The following is a 14,278-nucleotide window of genomic DNA, read 5'->3' as shown; positions in this document are numbered from 1 at the left end:
GTGGCTGCTACCGACAACGGTTTTCGCTCGAAAGGATGCCGAGCCCCATGTTGCGTCGCCGCCGCTCTGAGCGTGAGAAGCGCGTTCCGCGCCCGCCGGAGCCGCACGAGTCCGGTGCGACGCCTCCGGACATCCCGGCCGATCTGGTGCCCAAGCACATCGCGATCGTGATGGACGGCAACGGTCGTTGGGCGAACCAGCGCGGACTGTCGCGGGTGGAGGGCCACAAGCGCGGTGAGCAGGTCGTGCTCGACGTCGCGAAGGGCTCCATCGAGCTGGGCGTGAAGTGGCTTTCGCTGTACGCCTTCTCCACCGAGAACTGGAAGCGCAGCCCCGAAGAGGTCCGCTTCCTGATGAACTTCAACCGCGACGTGATCGCGCGCCGCACCGACGAGCTGGACGAGATGGGTGTCCGCATCCACTGGGCCGGCCGCTCGCCGCGCCTGTGGGGCAGCGTCATCAAGCAGCTCCAGGAGGCCGAGGTCCGCACGGCCGAGAACGACGTGCTGAACCTCGTGATGTGCGTGAACTACGGCGGCCGCGCGGAGATCGGCGACGCCGCCAGGGAGGTCGCGCGCCTGGTCGCCGCCGGGAAGATCAACCCGGACAAGGTCGACGAGCGCACCCTCGCGAAGTACCTGTACAAGCCGGAGATGCCGGACGTCGACCTGTTCATCAGGCCGTCCGGTGAGCAGCGCACCTCGAACTTCCTGCTGTGGCAGTCCGCGTACGCCGAGATGGTCTACCAGGACATCCTCTGGCCCGATTTCGACCGCCGCGACCTGTGGCGCGCCTGCGAGAAGTTCGCGGACCGCGACCGTCGCTTCGGCGGTGCCGTCGACAAGCCCGGTGAGGAGGTGGCGTCGTCGTGAACGCGAGCGGTGAGGCCCTGGAGGCCGCACGCAAGGCGTTGGAGCTGTTCCACGACGTCTCCGTGGACGACGACGGCGCGCTGAGCTTCCGCCACGGCGACGTGCCGTGCGCGGTGCAGGGCATGGAACTGGCCGAAGGGCTGACCGTTCTCTCGCTGACGGTCGTCGTCGCGTGGGACCTGCCGTCCGAGGCGGCCGGGTGGGTCGCTGAACGCGCTGGTCAAGGCCTGTTCGGCACGCTCGGCGTGATCCACTCCGAACGCGGCACGGACGTGATGCTGCGCTACGCGTTCCCGGCGGACGGCCTCAAGCCGGAACCGCTGAGCACGCTCCTCATGTTGGTCGTCTCGACCGCGTCGCAGGTGCGCGGCGAGCTCCTCTCCCGCTTTTCTTGAGAAAGGACCCTTCCATGGGTGGCGTGATCATTTACGAGCCGGAAGAGGACTCGGACGTCAACGAGTTCCCGTGGACCGTCACGTTCGAGCCCTCGGGCGGCGACGACTGGGACTCGTTCATCTGCGGCCCGTACGAGCGTGACCACGCCGTCGCGCTGGCCGAGGCAGTGGCGCTCGACGACGCCGAGGGCGGCGTGCTGGCCATCGTGAAGCCGATGCTGCCCGCGCTGTCGGCCGACGACGTCTCAGCCACGATCGAGGAGCTCCGCGAGGCCGCTCTCGAAGAAGAGGCCGACGAGGAGGAGACCGTCAACGGCACTCCCGTCGACTTCGACGACGACGATCTCGAAGAGGAGGAGGCGGAGTTCGACGAGCCGCCCTCGCCCGAGGAGATCCGCGAGGGCATGGCGCGCCAGTACCGCCGCCTGCTGGACCTGGACGCGGACGCGGAATGACGATCACCGGCGAGATCCGCTCGTCGAAGCGGCGCTCCGGCCCGCCTCGGCTGAAGATCACGTCGTTGGAGGTGCTGTGCGGGATCCTCGTTCTCGCACTGCTCTTCCAGTCCAGGCTCGTTGATCTTCTCGACGTGCCGAAGCTGCGCACGGCGTCGACCGTGTTCGTGGCGATCTGCGTGCAGGCGATGCCGTTCCTCGTGCTGGGCGTGCTGATCTCGGGCGCCATCGCGGCGTTCGTACCGGCCTCGGCGCTGCGCAAGCTGCTGCCGTCGAAGACCGCGCTGGCCGTGCCCGTGGCCGGTGTCGCGGGCATCGCCCTGCCGGGGTGCGAGTGCGCCTCGGTGCCGGTGGCCAAGCGGCTCATGCAGCAGGGCGTCGCACCGGCTGTGGCGCTGACGTTCCTGCTGGCCGCGCCCGCGGTGAACCCGATCGTGCTGGTGTCGACCGCCGTGGCGTTCAACGACACCCCGATGATGGTCGTGGCGCGGTTCGTCGGCTCGTTGCTGACCGCGATGGTCATGGGCTGGCTGTGGGTGCGCTTCGGCAAGATGGAGTGGATCGCCGAACGCGCGCTGGCGAAGCTGGGAGACCACTCGGGTCAGAACAAGTGGGCCGTCTTCGCCGAGAGCGCGCGGCACGACCTCGTGGACGCCGGCGGGTTCCTGGTGCTGGGCGGGCTGTTCGCGGCGGCGTTCAAGACGTTCGTGCCGGTCGCGTGGATGCAGACGCTGGGCGGTCAGATCGTGCTGGGCGTGATCGTGATGGCCTTCCTGGCCGTCATCCTGGCGCTGTGCTCGGAGGCCGACGCGTTCGTGGCCGTCGCGTTCTCCGCGCTGCCGCTGTTGCCGCGGCTGGTGTTCCTCGTCGTCGGCCCCGCGGTCGACGTGAAGCTGATCGCGTTGCAGGCCGGTGCGTTCGGCAAGTCCTTCGCCTTCCGCTTCGCACCCGCTACCTTCGTGGTGGCGATCTTGTGCGCCGTCGCGACGGGAGTGGTGCTGCTGTGAGGCGGGAAACCCAGAACATCCTGCTGGTCCTGCTCGGCGGCGCGCTGCTGAAGATCAGCTTCTCCGGGCTCTATCTCAGGTACGTGCAGAAGAGCCTGCTGCCGCTGCTGATCGCGGCCGGCGTGATCATGATCGGCCTCGCGCTGTTCGCGATCATCCGGGACGTCCGCCGGGGCAAGGCCGCCGACGACGGTCACGAGCACTCGCACTCGTCGCGCTCGACGTGGCTGATGCTGCTGCCGGTCCTGGCCGTGTTCCTGATCTCGCCCCCGGCACTGGGCGGCGACGTCGTCAACTCGGCCGCCGACACGAACCAGACGCAGCGCTCCCGCAACCTGCTCGGCGAGCTGCCGTCCGCCGACGTGATCCCGTTGTCCATGACGGAGTTCGTCACGCGCACGGCGTGGGACGAGTCCGGCACCCTGGACGGCCGCCGGGTCAAGCTGACCGGCTTCCTGCTGCGCGCGGACGGCGACACCTACGTCGCACGGCTCGCGATCTCGTGCTGCGCCGCCGACGCCCGGCCGTTGAAGGTGCGGGTGACCGGGGACGTGCCCGCGCTGCCCGACGAGCAGTGGGTCGAGGTGACCGGGAAGGTCGTGCCGAAGTCGGCGAACGAGAAGAACTCCTGGGTGCCGAGCTTCACCGTGGAGTCCTTCACGCCGGTGCCCGAGCCGGTCGAGCCCTACGAGTCCTAGGCCCTACTTGAGGCCCTTGGCCGTGCACTCCGCGCACGTGCCGAAGATCTCGACGGTGTGGCTGACCTCGGAGAAGCCGTTCTCGGCCGCCACCCGGTCCGCCCACTTCTCGACGGCGGGGCCCTCCACCTCGACCGTGCGGCCGCAGTGGCGGCACACGAGGTGATGGTGGTGGTGCGCCGAGCAACGGCGATAGATCGCCTCGCCCGAGTCGGTGCGCAGGACGTCGACCTGGCCCGCGTCCGCGAGGGACTGGAGTGTGCGGTAGACCGTCGTCAGGCCGATGCCCTCGCCGCGGCGGCGTAGTTCCTCGTGCAGTTCCTGGGCGCTGCGGAAGTCGTCGAGCTGGTCGAGCAGGTTCGACACCGCGGTGCGCTGCTTGGTGGACCTCAGTCCGGTCACAACTTCTCCTCGACGTGCGTCACAGCGTCCACCACGATGTGCGCCAGGTGTTCGTCCACCAGTCGGTACACGACCTCGCGGCCGTGTCTTTCGCCGTGCACCACGCCCGCCGACTTCAGCACGCGCAGGTGCTGGCTGATCAGCGGCTGGGCGACTCCCAGCGCCTCGACCAGTTCGTGCACGCAGCGGTCGTGTTCCCGCAGCTGCAGCACGATGGCGATGCGGACCGGGGCGGCCAGCGCGCGCAGCAGGTCGCCGGCCTCGGCGAGGGTGTGCGCGGAACGGGGTGGCGCGGGCGCGGGGGCCGCGCGTTCGGGGGAGTGCTCGCCGTGCAACTGGACGGTCATGGCGGCGCACCTCACCTGGTAGGGATTTTCACAACCAATTCTACGGTGATGATGAGCAGTACGAGCAGGACCACCACGCGCAATGTGCGCTGAGCTGGGGAAAGAACCTTCCAGGTGGCTGCCAGCAGCACGCCGGCGCCCACGATCAGCACACCGAGCAGCACCGCGCCGAGGGTGCCGCCCACCAACACGCCGGTGATGAACAGACCGAGCACGAGCACGAACGCCACGACGGGGCGGACGCGCGCGAGTGGGCCGTCGCCGGGCAGGAGAGGGCGCTTGGAGGTCACCGTGCCATCCTTGCACCGTGCTCCTCGTGTGCCGCTTTCGCGTATCCGATCCCGAGTCGTTCACCTCGCGCGTCGAGCAGGCGTTGAAGCTGCTGACGGCTCAGCCGGGGTGCCGCAAGGGCACGCTGGCGCGCTCGACCGACGAGGACGACCGCTGGGTGCTGACGGTCGAGTTCGAGTCCGTGGTGGCCTACCGGCGCGCGATGTCGCCGTTCCCCGTGCGCGAACACGTCATCCCGCTGCTGTCCGAGGCGCTCACCGACGAACCCGCCATGTACGAGCCGACGCTGACCAGTGCCGGCGGTGAGGTCGAGACGCACACGAGCGTGCTCGCCGAGGACGCGTTCACGGTGCGGCTCGGCGAGGCCGCGGGTCCGGCTACCCCTCGCTAGCGATCTTCGTCATCTCCGCGAGGAACTCCTCGTCGGAACCGTCCGGCAGCAGCTCCAACGCCCGGCGCGCCGCCTGCGCGGCTTCTTCGGTGCGGCCGAGGATGTGCAGCGTCTTGGCCTTGCCGTACGCGGCGTAGGGCGCGGGCGTCTGGTCGAACGCCGTCAGCGCGTCCTCGTAGCGTTCGTGCTCGAAGTAGTACCAGCCGAGGTTGTTGTACAGCGGCCCGAGCCAGTGCGTCAGGTTCGGGTGCTCCGAGATCACGTCGAGCCCGACCTGCGTCCACTTCTCCGGGTCGTCGACCAGGGCCACCATGTGCGCGGCGTCCGCGGCGAACCACAGGTCGTCGCGCTTCTTCGCGAGGACGAACGCCGCCACGAACAACGGTTGCGCCGCCTCCGGATCACCGCCGGAACGGTGCAGCCTGCCGCGTTCCAGCAACGTGCGCACGCGGCCCGTCGAGTCGGGGGACACGAGCGTCTCCGCCTCGTCGATCAACGCGTGACCTGCGGCGAAGTTGTCGCGCAGGCCCTCGACGCGGGCGAGCTGGGTCAGCACCTCCGCGCGCCCGTCGTCGGTCGCCTCGTCGTTCAGCGCCGCGCGGAACCTCGCCTCGGTGCCGCCCAGGTCGGCGAAGTCCCACAGCTCTCGCAGCCGGTCTTCCATCCGTGCAGGGTAAGGCTCCGGTCGCCCGTTCGGGGCCTGACGTGACGGGCTAGGCTTGAGGCCCCGATTCTCATTCGCCCGATGGAGTTCCCCTTGCCCGCCGATCGCATCGAGACCGTTGTCAGCCTCTGCAAGCGCAGGGGGTTCGTCTACCCGTGCGGGGAGATCTACGGCGGTACCCGCTCGGCATGGGACTACGGACCTCTCGGCGTCGAGCTCAAGGACAACATCAAGCGCCAGTGGTGGAACTTCATGGTCCGCGGCCGCGAGGACGTCGTCGGCCTGGACTCGTCGGTCATCCTGCCGCGTGACGTGTGGGTCGCCTCCGGTCACGTCGAGGCGTTCGTCGACCCGCTCGTCGAGTGCGAGTCGTGCCACAAGCGGTTCCGCGCGGACACGCTGTCCGAGGAGTACGCGGAGCGCACCGGCAAGGAGGTCGCCGAGGGCGACGTCTCCGACGTGCCGTGCCCCAACTGCGGCGTGCGCGGCACCTACACCGAGCCGAAGATGTTCAACGGCCTGCTCAAGACGCACCTCGGCCCGATCGAGACCGAGGAAGGCCTGCACTACCTGCGCCCGGAGACCGCGCAGGGCATCTTCACGAACTTCCTGAACGTGCAGACGACGTCGCGCAAGAAGCCGCCGTTCGGCATCGGTCAGATCGGCAAGTCGTTCCGCAACGAGATCACGCCGGGCAACTTCATCTTCCGCACCCGCGAGTTCGAGCAGATGGAGATGGAGTTCTTCGTCGAGCCGGGCACGGACGAAGAGTGGCACCAGTACTGGATCGACGAGCGCACCCGCTGGTACACGGACCTGGGCATCTCCAAGGAGAACCTGCGTCACTACGAGCACCCGAAGGAAAAGCTGTCGCACTACTCGAAGCGGACGGTCGACGTCGAGTACCGCTTCCAGTTCGGCGGCCAGGAGTGGGGTGAGCTCGAGGGCATCGCGAACCGCACCGACTTCGACCTGACGACGCACTCGAACCACTCCGGCGTCGACCTGTCGTACTTCGACCAGGCCACGAACTCGCGCTTCAAGCCGTTCGTCATCGAACCCGCCGCCGGTGTCGGCCGCCCGATGATGGCGTTCCTGCTGGAGGCCTACACCGAGGACGAGGCCCCGAACGCCAAGGGCGGCGTGGACAAGCGCGTCGTGCTCAAGCTCGACCGCCGCCTCGCGCCGGTCAAGGTCGCGGTGCTTCCCTTGTCGCGCAACGCCGACCTGTCGCCCAAGGCCCGCGACCTCGCGACGGCCCTGCGCCGCAACTGGAACGTCGACTTCGACGACGCCGGTGCCATCGGCCGCCGCTACCGCCGTCAGGACGAGATCGGCACGCCGTTCTGCGTGACGGTCGACTTCGACACGCTCACCGACCTCGCCGTGACGGTGCGGGAGCGCGACACGATGTCGCAGGAGCGCGTGGCGATGGACCAGCTGGAGTCGTACCTCGCGGCACGCCTGATCGGCTGCTAGTTCGACTGCTCCGTTCGGCCGCACCACGCTGCTACGCTGTGAAGTCGCTTCGTCACAGCGTGCAGGGGGTGAGTGGTGGTCGACGACTGGGAGTACGCGGCAGGGCGGCGCGCCACACCGCCGCCCGCCGAGCTCTACGGGCGAGTGCGTGCTGGCCGGCTCATCGCGCGTTGGTGCGACAGCACCGACCAAGGTGCGGTGGACGGAACCGTGCTCACCGCGGCCAGCAAATGATGATCATCGGCCGGGGGCCGGCACCGGCGTGGGTGTGGGTGTCCGCACCGCGCGTCGAGCGGATCAGGACGCGGCTGGCTTTGACGGGCCTGCCCCTCATCGGCATGGCGCTGGTGTTCGGGATCGCGCTGGTCGTGATCGGACTGAACCTGCCGTCCTCCCGCAGCCCGATCAACGTGATCGGCGTGATGACGGCCGGCATCGGGGCGTTCTGCGCGGTGTTGTCCGGCTTGAGTCTCGCCACTGCCCGTTCCTGCGCCCAGGGCGAGTACGTCGACGTGAACGGCGCACGACTGGTCCGCCGCCTTCTCGGGGTGTGGTGGGGCGGTGCGATCTTCTGCGTGCTGGTCGCCTGGTTCGCCGAGGTGATGGCGCTGAACGTGAAGACTCGACCGGTTCCCTTCACGGCCGGGGCAGCGGTGTACCTCGCGTTGCTGGGCCTGCTCATCGTCCTGGGCGGTGTCGCGTTCTTCACCGCGCACAGGGTGTTGCGGGCCGGCTGAGGCAACACTCCCGGGCGGTCTGGCGTGTAAGAGGTGTGACGGGGGAGCAGATCAGGAGGCGCGGCCTCGTGCAGGCCGCGGTGGGGGTGGCGTTCGTCGCCTGGGTGGCGGCGTTCTCGGCGCTGACCGAGGCCGGGAACCCGCAGGTGCTCGTGGCCGCGGCGGTGAGTGGCGGGCTGGTGTGCCTGTGCGCGGTGGCGGGTGGTGTGGTGGCGACCCGGATCACCGACGCGGCATCGGCAGCCAGGCTGCGGCACGTGTTCGTGGTGTTGGAGGGCGCCGCAGCGGTGATCTTCTTCCCGTTCTACTGGTTCGCGTCCAGCGTCGAGCCCGTGGGCAGGCCGGGCGACTTCGCGCTGGTGGCCGCGCTGGTGCTCCTGGTGCCGGTGGTGGCCGCGCTGGTGCTCGTCCTGCGGAGCAGCTTCGTCGTCCACAAGATCGTTGTGGGCGAGTTCGGGCCGCTCGTCCCGGTGTCCGCCGACTACGAGTCGGCGCACCGGATCAGGGTGCTCGGCACCGTGCTCGTCGTCGCGGGAGCCGCGTTGTCGGTGTCCGTGGTGGCGCTGGCGTTCACGGCGCCGTCGAGGTTGCTGCTGCTGGAGGTGTACGGCCTCCTGGTGACGCTCACTCCGGTGGTGCTCGGCTTGTCGCTGGCACGGGAGAAGAACGTCTACACGGTACGGCGACGGAACATCGTCGCTTGCATGGTCATCCCCGCCGCCGTCGGATGGGCCGCCGCCAAGGTCGCCTCCATCGGTGGTGGCGCCGGGATGTTGTTCAGCGGCTTGGTCTTCGCGGCGACAGTGCTCCTCGTGGTCGCGATCCTCGTGGTGCGCGAGTTCAGCGCGGTGTGGGACCGGCCGTCGCGGCGCCGTGAGGTTAGCCCTTGACGCCCAGCTTCGCGAGGACGGCCGTGGTGACGGCGTTGATCGACTGCCTGGCCGTGGTCCAGGAGCCGGTCGGGCTGGTGGTGAGCACGGCGACGGCGTAGCGGTCGTCGAGCACGCCCGCGCTGTGCAGGTAGACGTCGCTGGGCAGGTAGTACATCCAGCCCTGCTTGGCGTAGACGCCGGTGATGCCGAGCAGGCCGAACGCCTGGTCGAAGCCGTCGGCGGCGGTGGCGGGCGCCTTCGACAGCGCGCCGACGATCGCGTCGCGCTCCGGCGAATCGAGGATGTGGTGGTAGAGCCTCACCATGTCGTTCGCGGTGATGACGACCTCTCCCCACTGTGACGGGTCGTCCGGGGCGTGAGTGCCGGTCAGGCCCGCCTCGGCGGCGACGCGGCCGATGGCGTCCATGCCGTCGAACCTCGTCCACAGCACGTCCATCGCGTTGTCGTCGCTCGCGCTCAGCGCACGGTCGATGAGGTCGACGTCGTCGGCGGACAGCTGCTGGTGCAACGCGTCGAACGCGAGGATGAGCTTCGACAGCGACGCCGAGTAGAACGGCTTGTCGCCCTGCTCGGAGACGACCTGATCGGTCTGGAGGTCGAGCACCGCGACGCCGACGTCGGACGCGCCGCCCGCGGCCGCGATATCCGATATGTCAGCGGCTGATATATCGGATATCGCCGACGTCGTGCCGGTATCCGATATATCGGCGTCGCCGGGGTCCAACGAACCGTCACCCGTATCCAATACATCGGGACCGCGCGATATATCAGCGGAAGGCTTCCCGTGCGCGTGGCACGGCGCCGCCTCCGGGACGACGAACACGGCCGCCACGAGGAAGAGGATCAGGGCCCAGCGCACACATCCACGGTCCGTCTCACAGGAGTCTGGTGTCGAGCTTTTCCTCCTGTGCGGTTGCTGAAGAATCCTCCCTGACCACCACGTATGCGCCAGAACCCTGGCGTTCCGTCACCGCCTCGACGAGCTCGGTGCCGCGGTAGAGCAGGCCGACGCCGTCGTCGGTGCAGTACGTCGTCGGCAGCACTCCGGCGGCCACGGCGTCGTGGATCTTCGGACGGCGCTGCTCCTCGGAGTCGTAGTGCACGCCGTTGCCGTAGGGCAGGAAACCCAGGCCGTTCGTGACGATCCGGAGGTCCGGGCCGAACGAGTCCGTCGCGCCGCCCGTGTGCCAGCAGATCGAGCCGGCCGACACTCCGCTGAGCACCACGCCGGACTCCCACGCCTTGCGGAAGACAGCGCCGAGGCCGTGCACCTCCCACACCGCGAGCAGGTTCGCCACCGAACCGCCGCCCACCCAGACGACGTCGTGGGACAGCACGTAGTCCTCGAGGTCGTCGGTCGGCGGCATCGTGAAGAGGTTCAGGATCGAGACGTCGACGCCCGCGACCTTGCCCGCCTCGGCCATGTTCGCGTTCATGTGCCGCTGGTCGCCGCCTGCCGTCCCGACGTGGCACAGGCGCGGTGTGCGGCCATCGACGCCGGAGAGGTCCAGGGCGAAGTGGATCAGCTTGTTGAACTCGACGAAGGTCCGGCGCCCGGAGCGCAGACCTCCGGACGTGGCGAGGATGGTGGGCTGCTCAGCAGGCATGACGATGATCCTCGCAGGGGCGTCAACGCGGCACCCGCGCGGTCTGGGAGCATGCATGGTGTGCGGACCACGCCCCTCAAGCCCTTCGCCCGGATTCGCCGGATCGTGTTGCGCCTCGTGTTCGGGGCGCTGGTCATCGGCGTGCTCGTGGGCGGCGGCACGGCGTTCCGCGTGTGGCAGGTCGCCCGCGTGGACGACTGGACGAAGGCCGACATGGCCATCGTCCTCGGCGCCGCGCAGTACAACGGTGTCCCGTCCGACGTCCTCGCGGCACGGCTGGAGCACGCGCTCGGCCTCTACCAGGAGGGCGTCGTCGGCTACATCGCCACGACCGGCGGCCGGCAGCCCGGCGACAACTTCACCGAGGGCCAGGTCGGCAAGTTGTGGCTGGTCAAGCGGGGTGTGCCGGAGGACAGGGTGCTCCAGGTCGGCGAGGGCGCGGACACGCTCGGGTCGTTGCGGGCCGTCGCGTCCGTCGCCAAGGAACGCGACCTGAAGACCGCGGTGATCGTCAGCGACCCGTGGCACTCGTTGCGCGCCCGCACGATGGCCGAGGACGCCGGTCTGCGCGCCTGGACGTCGCCGACCCGCAGTGGCCCGAACGTGCAGACGCGCGAGACGCAGTGGTTCTACATCAAGCGTGAGACCGGAGCGTTGCTGTACTACCGCCTGATGAAGGCTCACGCGGGCGTGTTCGACGAGCTCAAGCTCCCTAAAATCGGCTGATGGGATACACCGGCCACGACGCGGAGCGCCTGCTCTCCGAAGACCCCAAGAGTGCCGCGCTGCCGGGTGCCCGCACCGACACGCGCACGCCGTTCTCCCGCGATCGGGCCCGCGTGCTGCACTCCGCGGCGTTGCGCAGGCTCGCCGGCAAGACCCAGGTCGTCGGCCCCGGTGAGGGCTCCGAGGTCACCGGTGTGCCGCGCACGCGCCTGACGCACTCGCTGGAGGTCGCCCAGATCGGCCGCGGCATCGGTGAGGAACTGGGCTGCGACCCCGACATCGTCGACACGGCCGGCCTCGCGCACGACATCGGGCATCCGCCGTTCGGGCACAACGGCGAGAGGGCGTTGAACGAGCTCGCGGGCCCGTGCGGCGGCTTCGAGGGCAACGCGCAGACGTTCCGCATCCTCGCTCGCCTCGAACCCAAGACCGCGCACGGACTGAACCTCACTCGCGCGGTGCTCGACGCGTCGACGAAGTACCCGTGGACGCGCACACCGGGCATCGTGAAGTTCGGCGTGTACGACGACGACCTCGAAGTGTTCGAGTGGATGCGTGCGGGCGCACCGGACCGTGAGCGGTGCATCGAGGCCCAGGTGATGGACTGGTCCGACGACGTGGCGTACTCGGTGCACGACGTCGAGGACGGCGTGCTGGCTCACCGCATCAGCCTCGGCGCGCTCGCCCGTCCCGACGAACGCGGCGCCATCGCGTCGCTCGCCGCGAAGACGTTCTCCGACGAGTCCGTGGCCACGCTCGAAGCCACCGCCGAGGAACTGCTGACGTTGCCGGTGATCGCGTACTGGACCGACCGCGAGTACGACGGCTCGCTCGGCGCGCAGGTGGCGCTGAAGAACCTGACCAGCGAACTGGTCGGCCGCTTCGCTTCCGCCGCCGTCACCGCGACCCGCGCCGTGCACGGTGACGGGACGCTGACGAGGTACAACGCGGCGCTGGAGGTCCCGAAGCAGGTCGCGGCCGAAGTGGCGCTGCTCAAGGCGATGGCGGTCCGGTACGTGATGAGCGACCCGGCCCGGCTGGCCATGCAGGCGAAGCAACGCGACCTGATCACCGACCTCGTCGCCCGACTGATGGAGCGCCCGACGCTGCTCGACCCCGCGTTCCGCCCGGTGTTCGCGGCCGCTTCCTCTTACGCCGCAAGGCTTCGCGTCGTCGTCGACCAGGTCGCGCTGCTCACCGACGCGCAGGCCGTGGCCTGGCACCGCGCATCGGCGTAGGTTCGAAGGGATCCGTGCCGAAGTCCGATCCTTGGGGAGAACCTGTGACCGACCAGGCCGACTTCGCCCTCACCCTGCACCGCGTCGCCGTACCTGATCCGTCCTCGAACGCGTGCTGGTCGCCGTTCTCGGTGGCCAGCGCCCTCGCACTGGCCCGCGAAGCCGCCCGCGGCGAGACCCGCGCCGAGCTCGACGGCCTCTTGCGGGACTTCGACGCCTCGGACGCGCTCGACGTCCCCGAACTGGCCGTCGCGAACACGTTGTGGGCCGACGACGACCTGACGATCGACCCGGGCTTCTCGCTCGCCGGTTCGGTCCGGCGCACGGCGTTCTCCGACCCCGCGACGGTCCGCAAGCTCGTCAACACCGACGTCGCCGAGACCACTCGCGGCCTGATCCCCGAACTGCTGACGGACGCGCCGCCCGCGGACGCCGCCGCGATCATCGTGAACGCCCTGTACCTCAAGGTCGGCTGGCTGAACCCGTTCTCCGACTGGGAGACCGCCGCGCAGCCGTTCCACGCGCCCGGCGGCGACGTGGACGTGCCGACGATGAAGGTGACGGAGAAGTTCCGCTACGCCCGCCACGACGGCTGGCAGACGATCGTGCTGCCCGCGGACTCGGGCGTCGAGACGGTGATCCTGCTGCCGGACGAGTCGCTGGAACAGCCGCTGACCCCGTCCGTGCTCGCCGCGCAGAACTTCACCCGGCTCGAACTCTCACTGCCCAAAGTGGACGTACGGGCGAGGTTCAACCTCAAGAACACGTTGCGGCAGCTCGGGGTCGAGCGCATGTTCGCGCGCGACGCCGACTTCTCCGGCCTCTCACCGGACGAGCGGATGTTCGTCGACGACGTCGTGCACGAGGCCGTGCTGCGCCTGGACGAGCAGGGCCTCGAAGGCGCGGCGGCCACCGCCGTCACGTTCCGGACGGTGTCGATCGAGATCCCGGTGGACCCGATCGTGGTGACGGTCGACCGGCCGTTCCTGGTCGCGGTGCGGCACGCGCGGTCCGGTGCGCTCTACTTCCTCGCGCAGGTCGCCCGTCCATGACCGATCAGACCACCTTCGCGCTGGACCTCCACCGCGTCGCCGTGCCCGATCCCGATGCCAACGCCTGCTGGTCGCCGTTCTCCGTCGCCAGTGCGCTCGCACTGGTCCGCGAGGCCGCCCGCGGCAAGACCCGGGACGAGCTCGACCAGTTGATCGCCGGCTTCGTCCCCGAGGACGCGCTCGACGTCGAGGACCTGGCGGTCGCGAACACGTTGTGGGCCGACGACACCCTGCCGCTGAACCCCGGTTTCTCGCTGGCGTCCTCGGTGCGGCAGGCGCACTTCGCCGACGCCAAGACCGTGCGCAAGAGGGTGAACGCCGACGTCGCCGAGTCGACCCGCAACCTGATCCCGGAGCTGCTGCCGCCCCCGACCAGTCCGTACGCCGGGGCGATCATCGTCAACGCCCTGTACCTCAAGGTCGGGTGGAAGACCGCGTTCAGCGCCGGCAAGACGAAGCCGAGGCTGTTCCACGCGCCCGGCGGCGACGTCGAGGTGCCGACGATGAAGGTGACGGCCCTCCTCGGCTACTCCAGGACCGAGGGCTGGCAGACGATCGCGTTGCCCGCCCGTTCGGGAGTGGAGGCGCTGGTGCTGCTGCCGGACGAGTCGTTGGAGCAGCCGCTGCACGCCGCCGCGTTCGAGGTGCGCGACAGCACCGCCATCGCGCTGTCACTGCCCAAAGTGGATGTTCGGGAGAAGTTCGAGTTGCGGGAGACGTTGGAGCAGCTCGGCGTGGGCACGATGTTCTCGCCGGACGCCGACCTCGGCGGACTCTCGCCTGACCCGCTGTTCGTGAGTGCCGTGATCCACGAGGCCGTGCTGCGCCTCGACGAAAAGGGCCTGGAGGGTGCGGCCGCGACCGCCGTGGTGAAGAGCCGGGGCGCGTCACCGAGAAAGCCGGTGGACCCGATCGCCGTGCAGGTCGACCGGCCGTTCCTGGTCGCGGTGAGGCACGCCCGCTCGAAAGCGATCTACTTCCTCGCGCAGGTCGCCCGTCCGTAACCACTTTCGGGACCATTCGC

19 protein-coding genes are annotated in these 14,278 nt (G+C 69.3%); 13 read left to right on the top strand and 6 right to left on the bottom strand.

Going from position 1 to position 14,278, the window contains the following annotated elements; translation table 11 throughout:
* The first annotated feature begins 47 nt into the window (after positions 1–47).
* The 5 genes from BM417_RS27590 to BM417_RS27570 are packed head-to-tail and all read left to right on the top strand — an operon-like array spanning position 48 to position 3,427.
* On the top strand, positions 48–872 hold the full coding sequence (locus BM417_RS27590; protein WP_093600470.1) for an isoprenyl transferase: 825 nt from the start codon (positions 48–50) through the stop codon (positions 870–872).
* On the top strand, positions 869–1,267 hold the full coding sequence (locus tag BM417_RS27585; protein ID WP_093600467.1) for a YbjN domain-containing protein: 399 nt from the start codon (positions 869–871) through the stop codon (positions 1,265–1,267). The genes BM417_RS27590 and BM417_RS27585 overlap by 4 nt, the downstream gene beginning before the upstream one ends.
* A 23-nt stretch (positions 1,268–1,290) precedes the next feature.
* A complete protein-coding gene (locus BM417_RS47985; RefSeq protein ID WP_177320622.1) occupies positions 1,291–1,722 on the top strand; it encodes a hypothetical protein in 432 nt (143 codons plus the stop codon).
* Positions 1,719–2,729 carry a permease gene (locus tag BM417_RS27575; protein ID WP_093600464.1) on the top strand — a complete coding sequence of 337 codons (1,011 nt, stop codon included), beginning with the start codon at positions 1,719–1,721 and terminating at the stop codon, positions 2,727–2,729. Before BM417_RS47985 ends, BM417_RS27575 begins: the two co-directional genes overlap by 4 nt.
* Positions 2,726–3,427, top strand: a complete 702-nt coding sequence (locus BM417_RS27570; RefSeq protein WP_093600461.1) for a TIGR03943 family putative permease subunit — start codon at positions 2,726–2,728, stop codon at positions 3,425–3,427. Before BM417_RS27575 ends, BM417_RS27570 begins: the two co-directional genes overlap by 4 nt.
* A 3-nt stretch (positions 3,428–3,430) precedes the next feature.
* Here the strand turns inward: BM417_RS27570 and BM417_RS27565 are convergent, their stop codons facing one another.
* Genes BM417_RS27565 through BM417_RS27555 form a run of 3 tightly spaced genes read right to left on the bottom strand, consistent with a single transcriptional unit; the run spans position 3,431 to position 4,466 of the window.
* Positions 3,431–3,829, bottom strand: a complete 399-nt coding sequence (locus tag BM417_RS27565) for a Fur family transcriptional regulator (protein WP_090100492.1) — start codon at positions 3,827–3,829, stop codon at positions 3,431–3,433.
* A complete protein-coding gene (locus BM417_RS27560; protein WP_089950753.1) occupies positions 3,826–4,176 on the bottom strand; it encodes an ArsR/SmtB family transcription factor in 351 nt (116 codons plus the stop codon). The genes BM417_RS27565 and BM417_RS27560 overlap by 4 nt, the downstream gene beginning before the upstream one ends.
* A gap of 11 nt (positions 4,177–4,187) precedes the next feature.
* Positions 4,188–4,466 carry a hypothetical protein gene (locus tag BM417_RS27555; protein ID WP_093600458.1) on the bottom strand — a complete coding sequence of 93 codons (279 nt, stop codon included), beginning with the start codon at positions 4,464–4,466 and terminating at the stop codon, positions 4,188–4,190.
* Positions 4,467–4,483: 17 nt separating this feature from the next.
* Here BM417_RS27555 and BM417_RS27550 point away from each other — a divergent pair, with 17 nt between their 5' ends.
* A complete protein-coding gene (locus BM417_RS27550) occupies positions 4,484–4,858 on the top strand; it encodes an antibiotic biosynthesis monooxygenase family protein (protein WP_093600455.1) in 375 nt (124 codons plus the stop codon).
* Here BM417_RS27550 and BM417_RS27545 read toward each other — a convergent pair.
* A complete protein-coding gene (locus BM417_RS27545) occupies positions 4,845–5,522 on the bottom strand; it encodes a hypothetical protein (protein ID WP_093600452.1) in 678 nt (225 codons plus the stop codon). The two genes, BM417_RS27550 and BM417_RS27545, sit on opposite strands and share 14 nt — an antisense overlap.
* A gap of 93 nt (positions 5,523–5,615) precedes the next feature.
* Here BM417_RS27545 and BM417_RS27540 point away from each other — a divergent pair, with 93 nt between their 5' ends.
* From BM417_RS27540 to BM417_RS27530, 3 genes are all read left to right on the top strand, one after another.
* A complete protein-coding gene (locus BM417_RS27540) occupies positions 5,616–7,001 on the top strand; it encodes a glycine--tRNA ligase (RefSeq protein ID WP_093600740.1) in 1,386 nt (461 codons plus the stop codon).
* Positions 7,002–7,273: 272 nt separating this feature from the next.
* Positions 7,274–7,738: a hypothetical protein gene (locus BM417_RS27535; protein ID WP_218164572.1), complete on the top strand. Its 465-nt coding sequence runs from the start codon at positions 7,274–7,276 to the stop codon at positions 7,736–7,738.
* A 68-nt stretch (positions 7,739–7,806) separates the two neighbouring features.
* Complete coding sequence (locus BM417_RS27530) at positions 7,807–8,628, top strand: hypothetical protein (RefSeq protein WP_143138819.1); 822 nt, start codon at positions 7,807–7,809, stop codon at positions 8,626–8,628.
* Here the strand turns inward: BM417_RS27530 and BM417_RS27525 are convergent.
* Together BM417_RS27525 and BM417_RS27520 are read right to left on the bottom strand one after the other, a co-directional pair.
* The gene (locus BM417_RS27525; RefSeq protein WP_143138818.1) at positions 8,618–9,490 is read right to left on the bottom strand and encodes a serine hydrolase; all 873 of its coding nucleotides are present in this window, start codon (positions 9,488–9,490) and stop codon (positions 8,618–8,620) included. The two genes, BM417_RS27530 and BM417_RS27525, sit on opposite strands and share 11 nt — an antisense overlap.
* 16 nt (positions 9,491–9,506) lie before the next feature.
* Positions 9,507–10,238, bottom strand: coding sequence for a Type 1 glutamine amidotransferase-like domain-containing protein (locus BM417_RS27520; protein WP_093600440.1), 732 nt, complete (start codon positions 10,236–10,238; stop codon positions 9,507–9,509).
* Positions 10,239–10,298: 60 nt separating this feature from the next.
* On the opposite strand from BM417_RS27520, the gene BM417_RS27515 reads away from it, so the two are divergent.
* From BM417_RS27515 to BM417_RS27500, 4 genes are read left to right on the top strand one after another with little or no spacing between them, the layout of a single operon-like run.
* Positions 10,299–10,964, top strand: coding sequence for a YdcF family protein (locus BM417_RS27515; RefSeq protein WP_245822198.1), 666 nt, complete (start codon positions 10,299–10,301; stop codon positions 10,962–10,964).
* Positions 10,964–12,202 (top strand): deoxyguanosinetriphosphate triphosphohydrolase, encoded by a 1,239-nt coding sequence (locus tag BM417_RS27510; protein ID WP_093600434.1) that lies wholly within the window; start codon positions 10,964–10,966, stop codon positions 12,200–12,202. The genes BM417_RS27515 and BM417_RS27510 overlap by 1 nt, the downstream gene beginning before the upstream one ends.
* Before the next feature lie 44 nt (positions 12,203–12,246).
* Positions 12,247–13,254, top strand: coding sequence for a serpin family protein (locus BM417_RS27505; protein WP_093600431.1), 1,008 nt, complete (start codon positions 12,247–12,249; stop codon positions 13,252–13,254).
* Positions 13,251–14,258: a serpin family protein gene (locus BM417_RS27500; RefSeq protein WP_093600428.1), complete on the top strand. Its 1,008-nt coding sequence runs from the start codon at positions 13,251–13,253 to the stop codon at positions 14,256–14,258. Before BM417_RS27505 ends, BM417_RS27500 begins: the two co-directional genes overlap by 4 nt.
* The last annotated feature ends 20 nt before the right edge of the window (positions 14,259–14,278 follow it).

The sequence above is a fragment of the Lentzea waywayandensis genome, from assembly GCF_900115955.1.
GTDB classification, from domain to species: Bacteria; Actinomycetota; Actinomycetes; order Mycobacteriales; family Pseudonocardiaceae; genus Lentzea; species Lentzea waywayandensis.
This window is presented reverse-complemented; position numbering and strand designations above follow the sequence as displayed.

Coding starts and splice junctions, on each gene's coding strand:
- BM417_RS27545 (WP_093600452.1), bottom strand. CDS start 5,522: ATGGAAGACCGGCTGCGAGAGCTGTGGGACTTCGCCGACCTGGGCGGC.
- BM417_RS27500 (WP_093600428.1), top strand. CDS start 13,251: ATGACCGATCAGACCACCTTCGCGCTGGACCTCCACCGCGTCGCCGTG.
- BM417_RS27575 (WP_093600464.1), top strand. CDS start 1,719: ATGACGATCACCGGCGAGATCCGCTCGTCGAAGCGGCGCTCCGGCCCG.
- BM417_RS27520 (WP_093600440.1), bottom strand. CDS start 10,238: ATGCCTGCTGAGCAGCCCACCATCCTCGCCACGTCCGGAGGTCTGCGC.
- BM417_RS27510 (WP_093600434.1), top strand. CDS start 10,964: ATGGGATACACCGGCCACGACGCGGAGCGCCTGCTCTCCGAAGACCCC.
- BM417_RS27590 (WP_093600470.1), top strand. CDS start 48: ATGTTGCGTCGCCGCCGCTCTGAGCGTGAGAAGCGCGTTCCGCGCCCG.
- BM417_RS27560 (WP_089950753.1), bottom strand. CDS start 4,176: ATGACCGTCCAGTTGCACGGCGAGCACTCCCCCGAACGCGCGGCCCCC.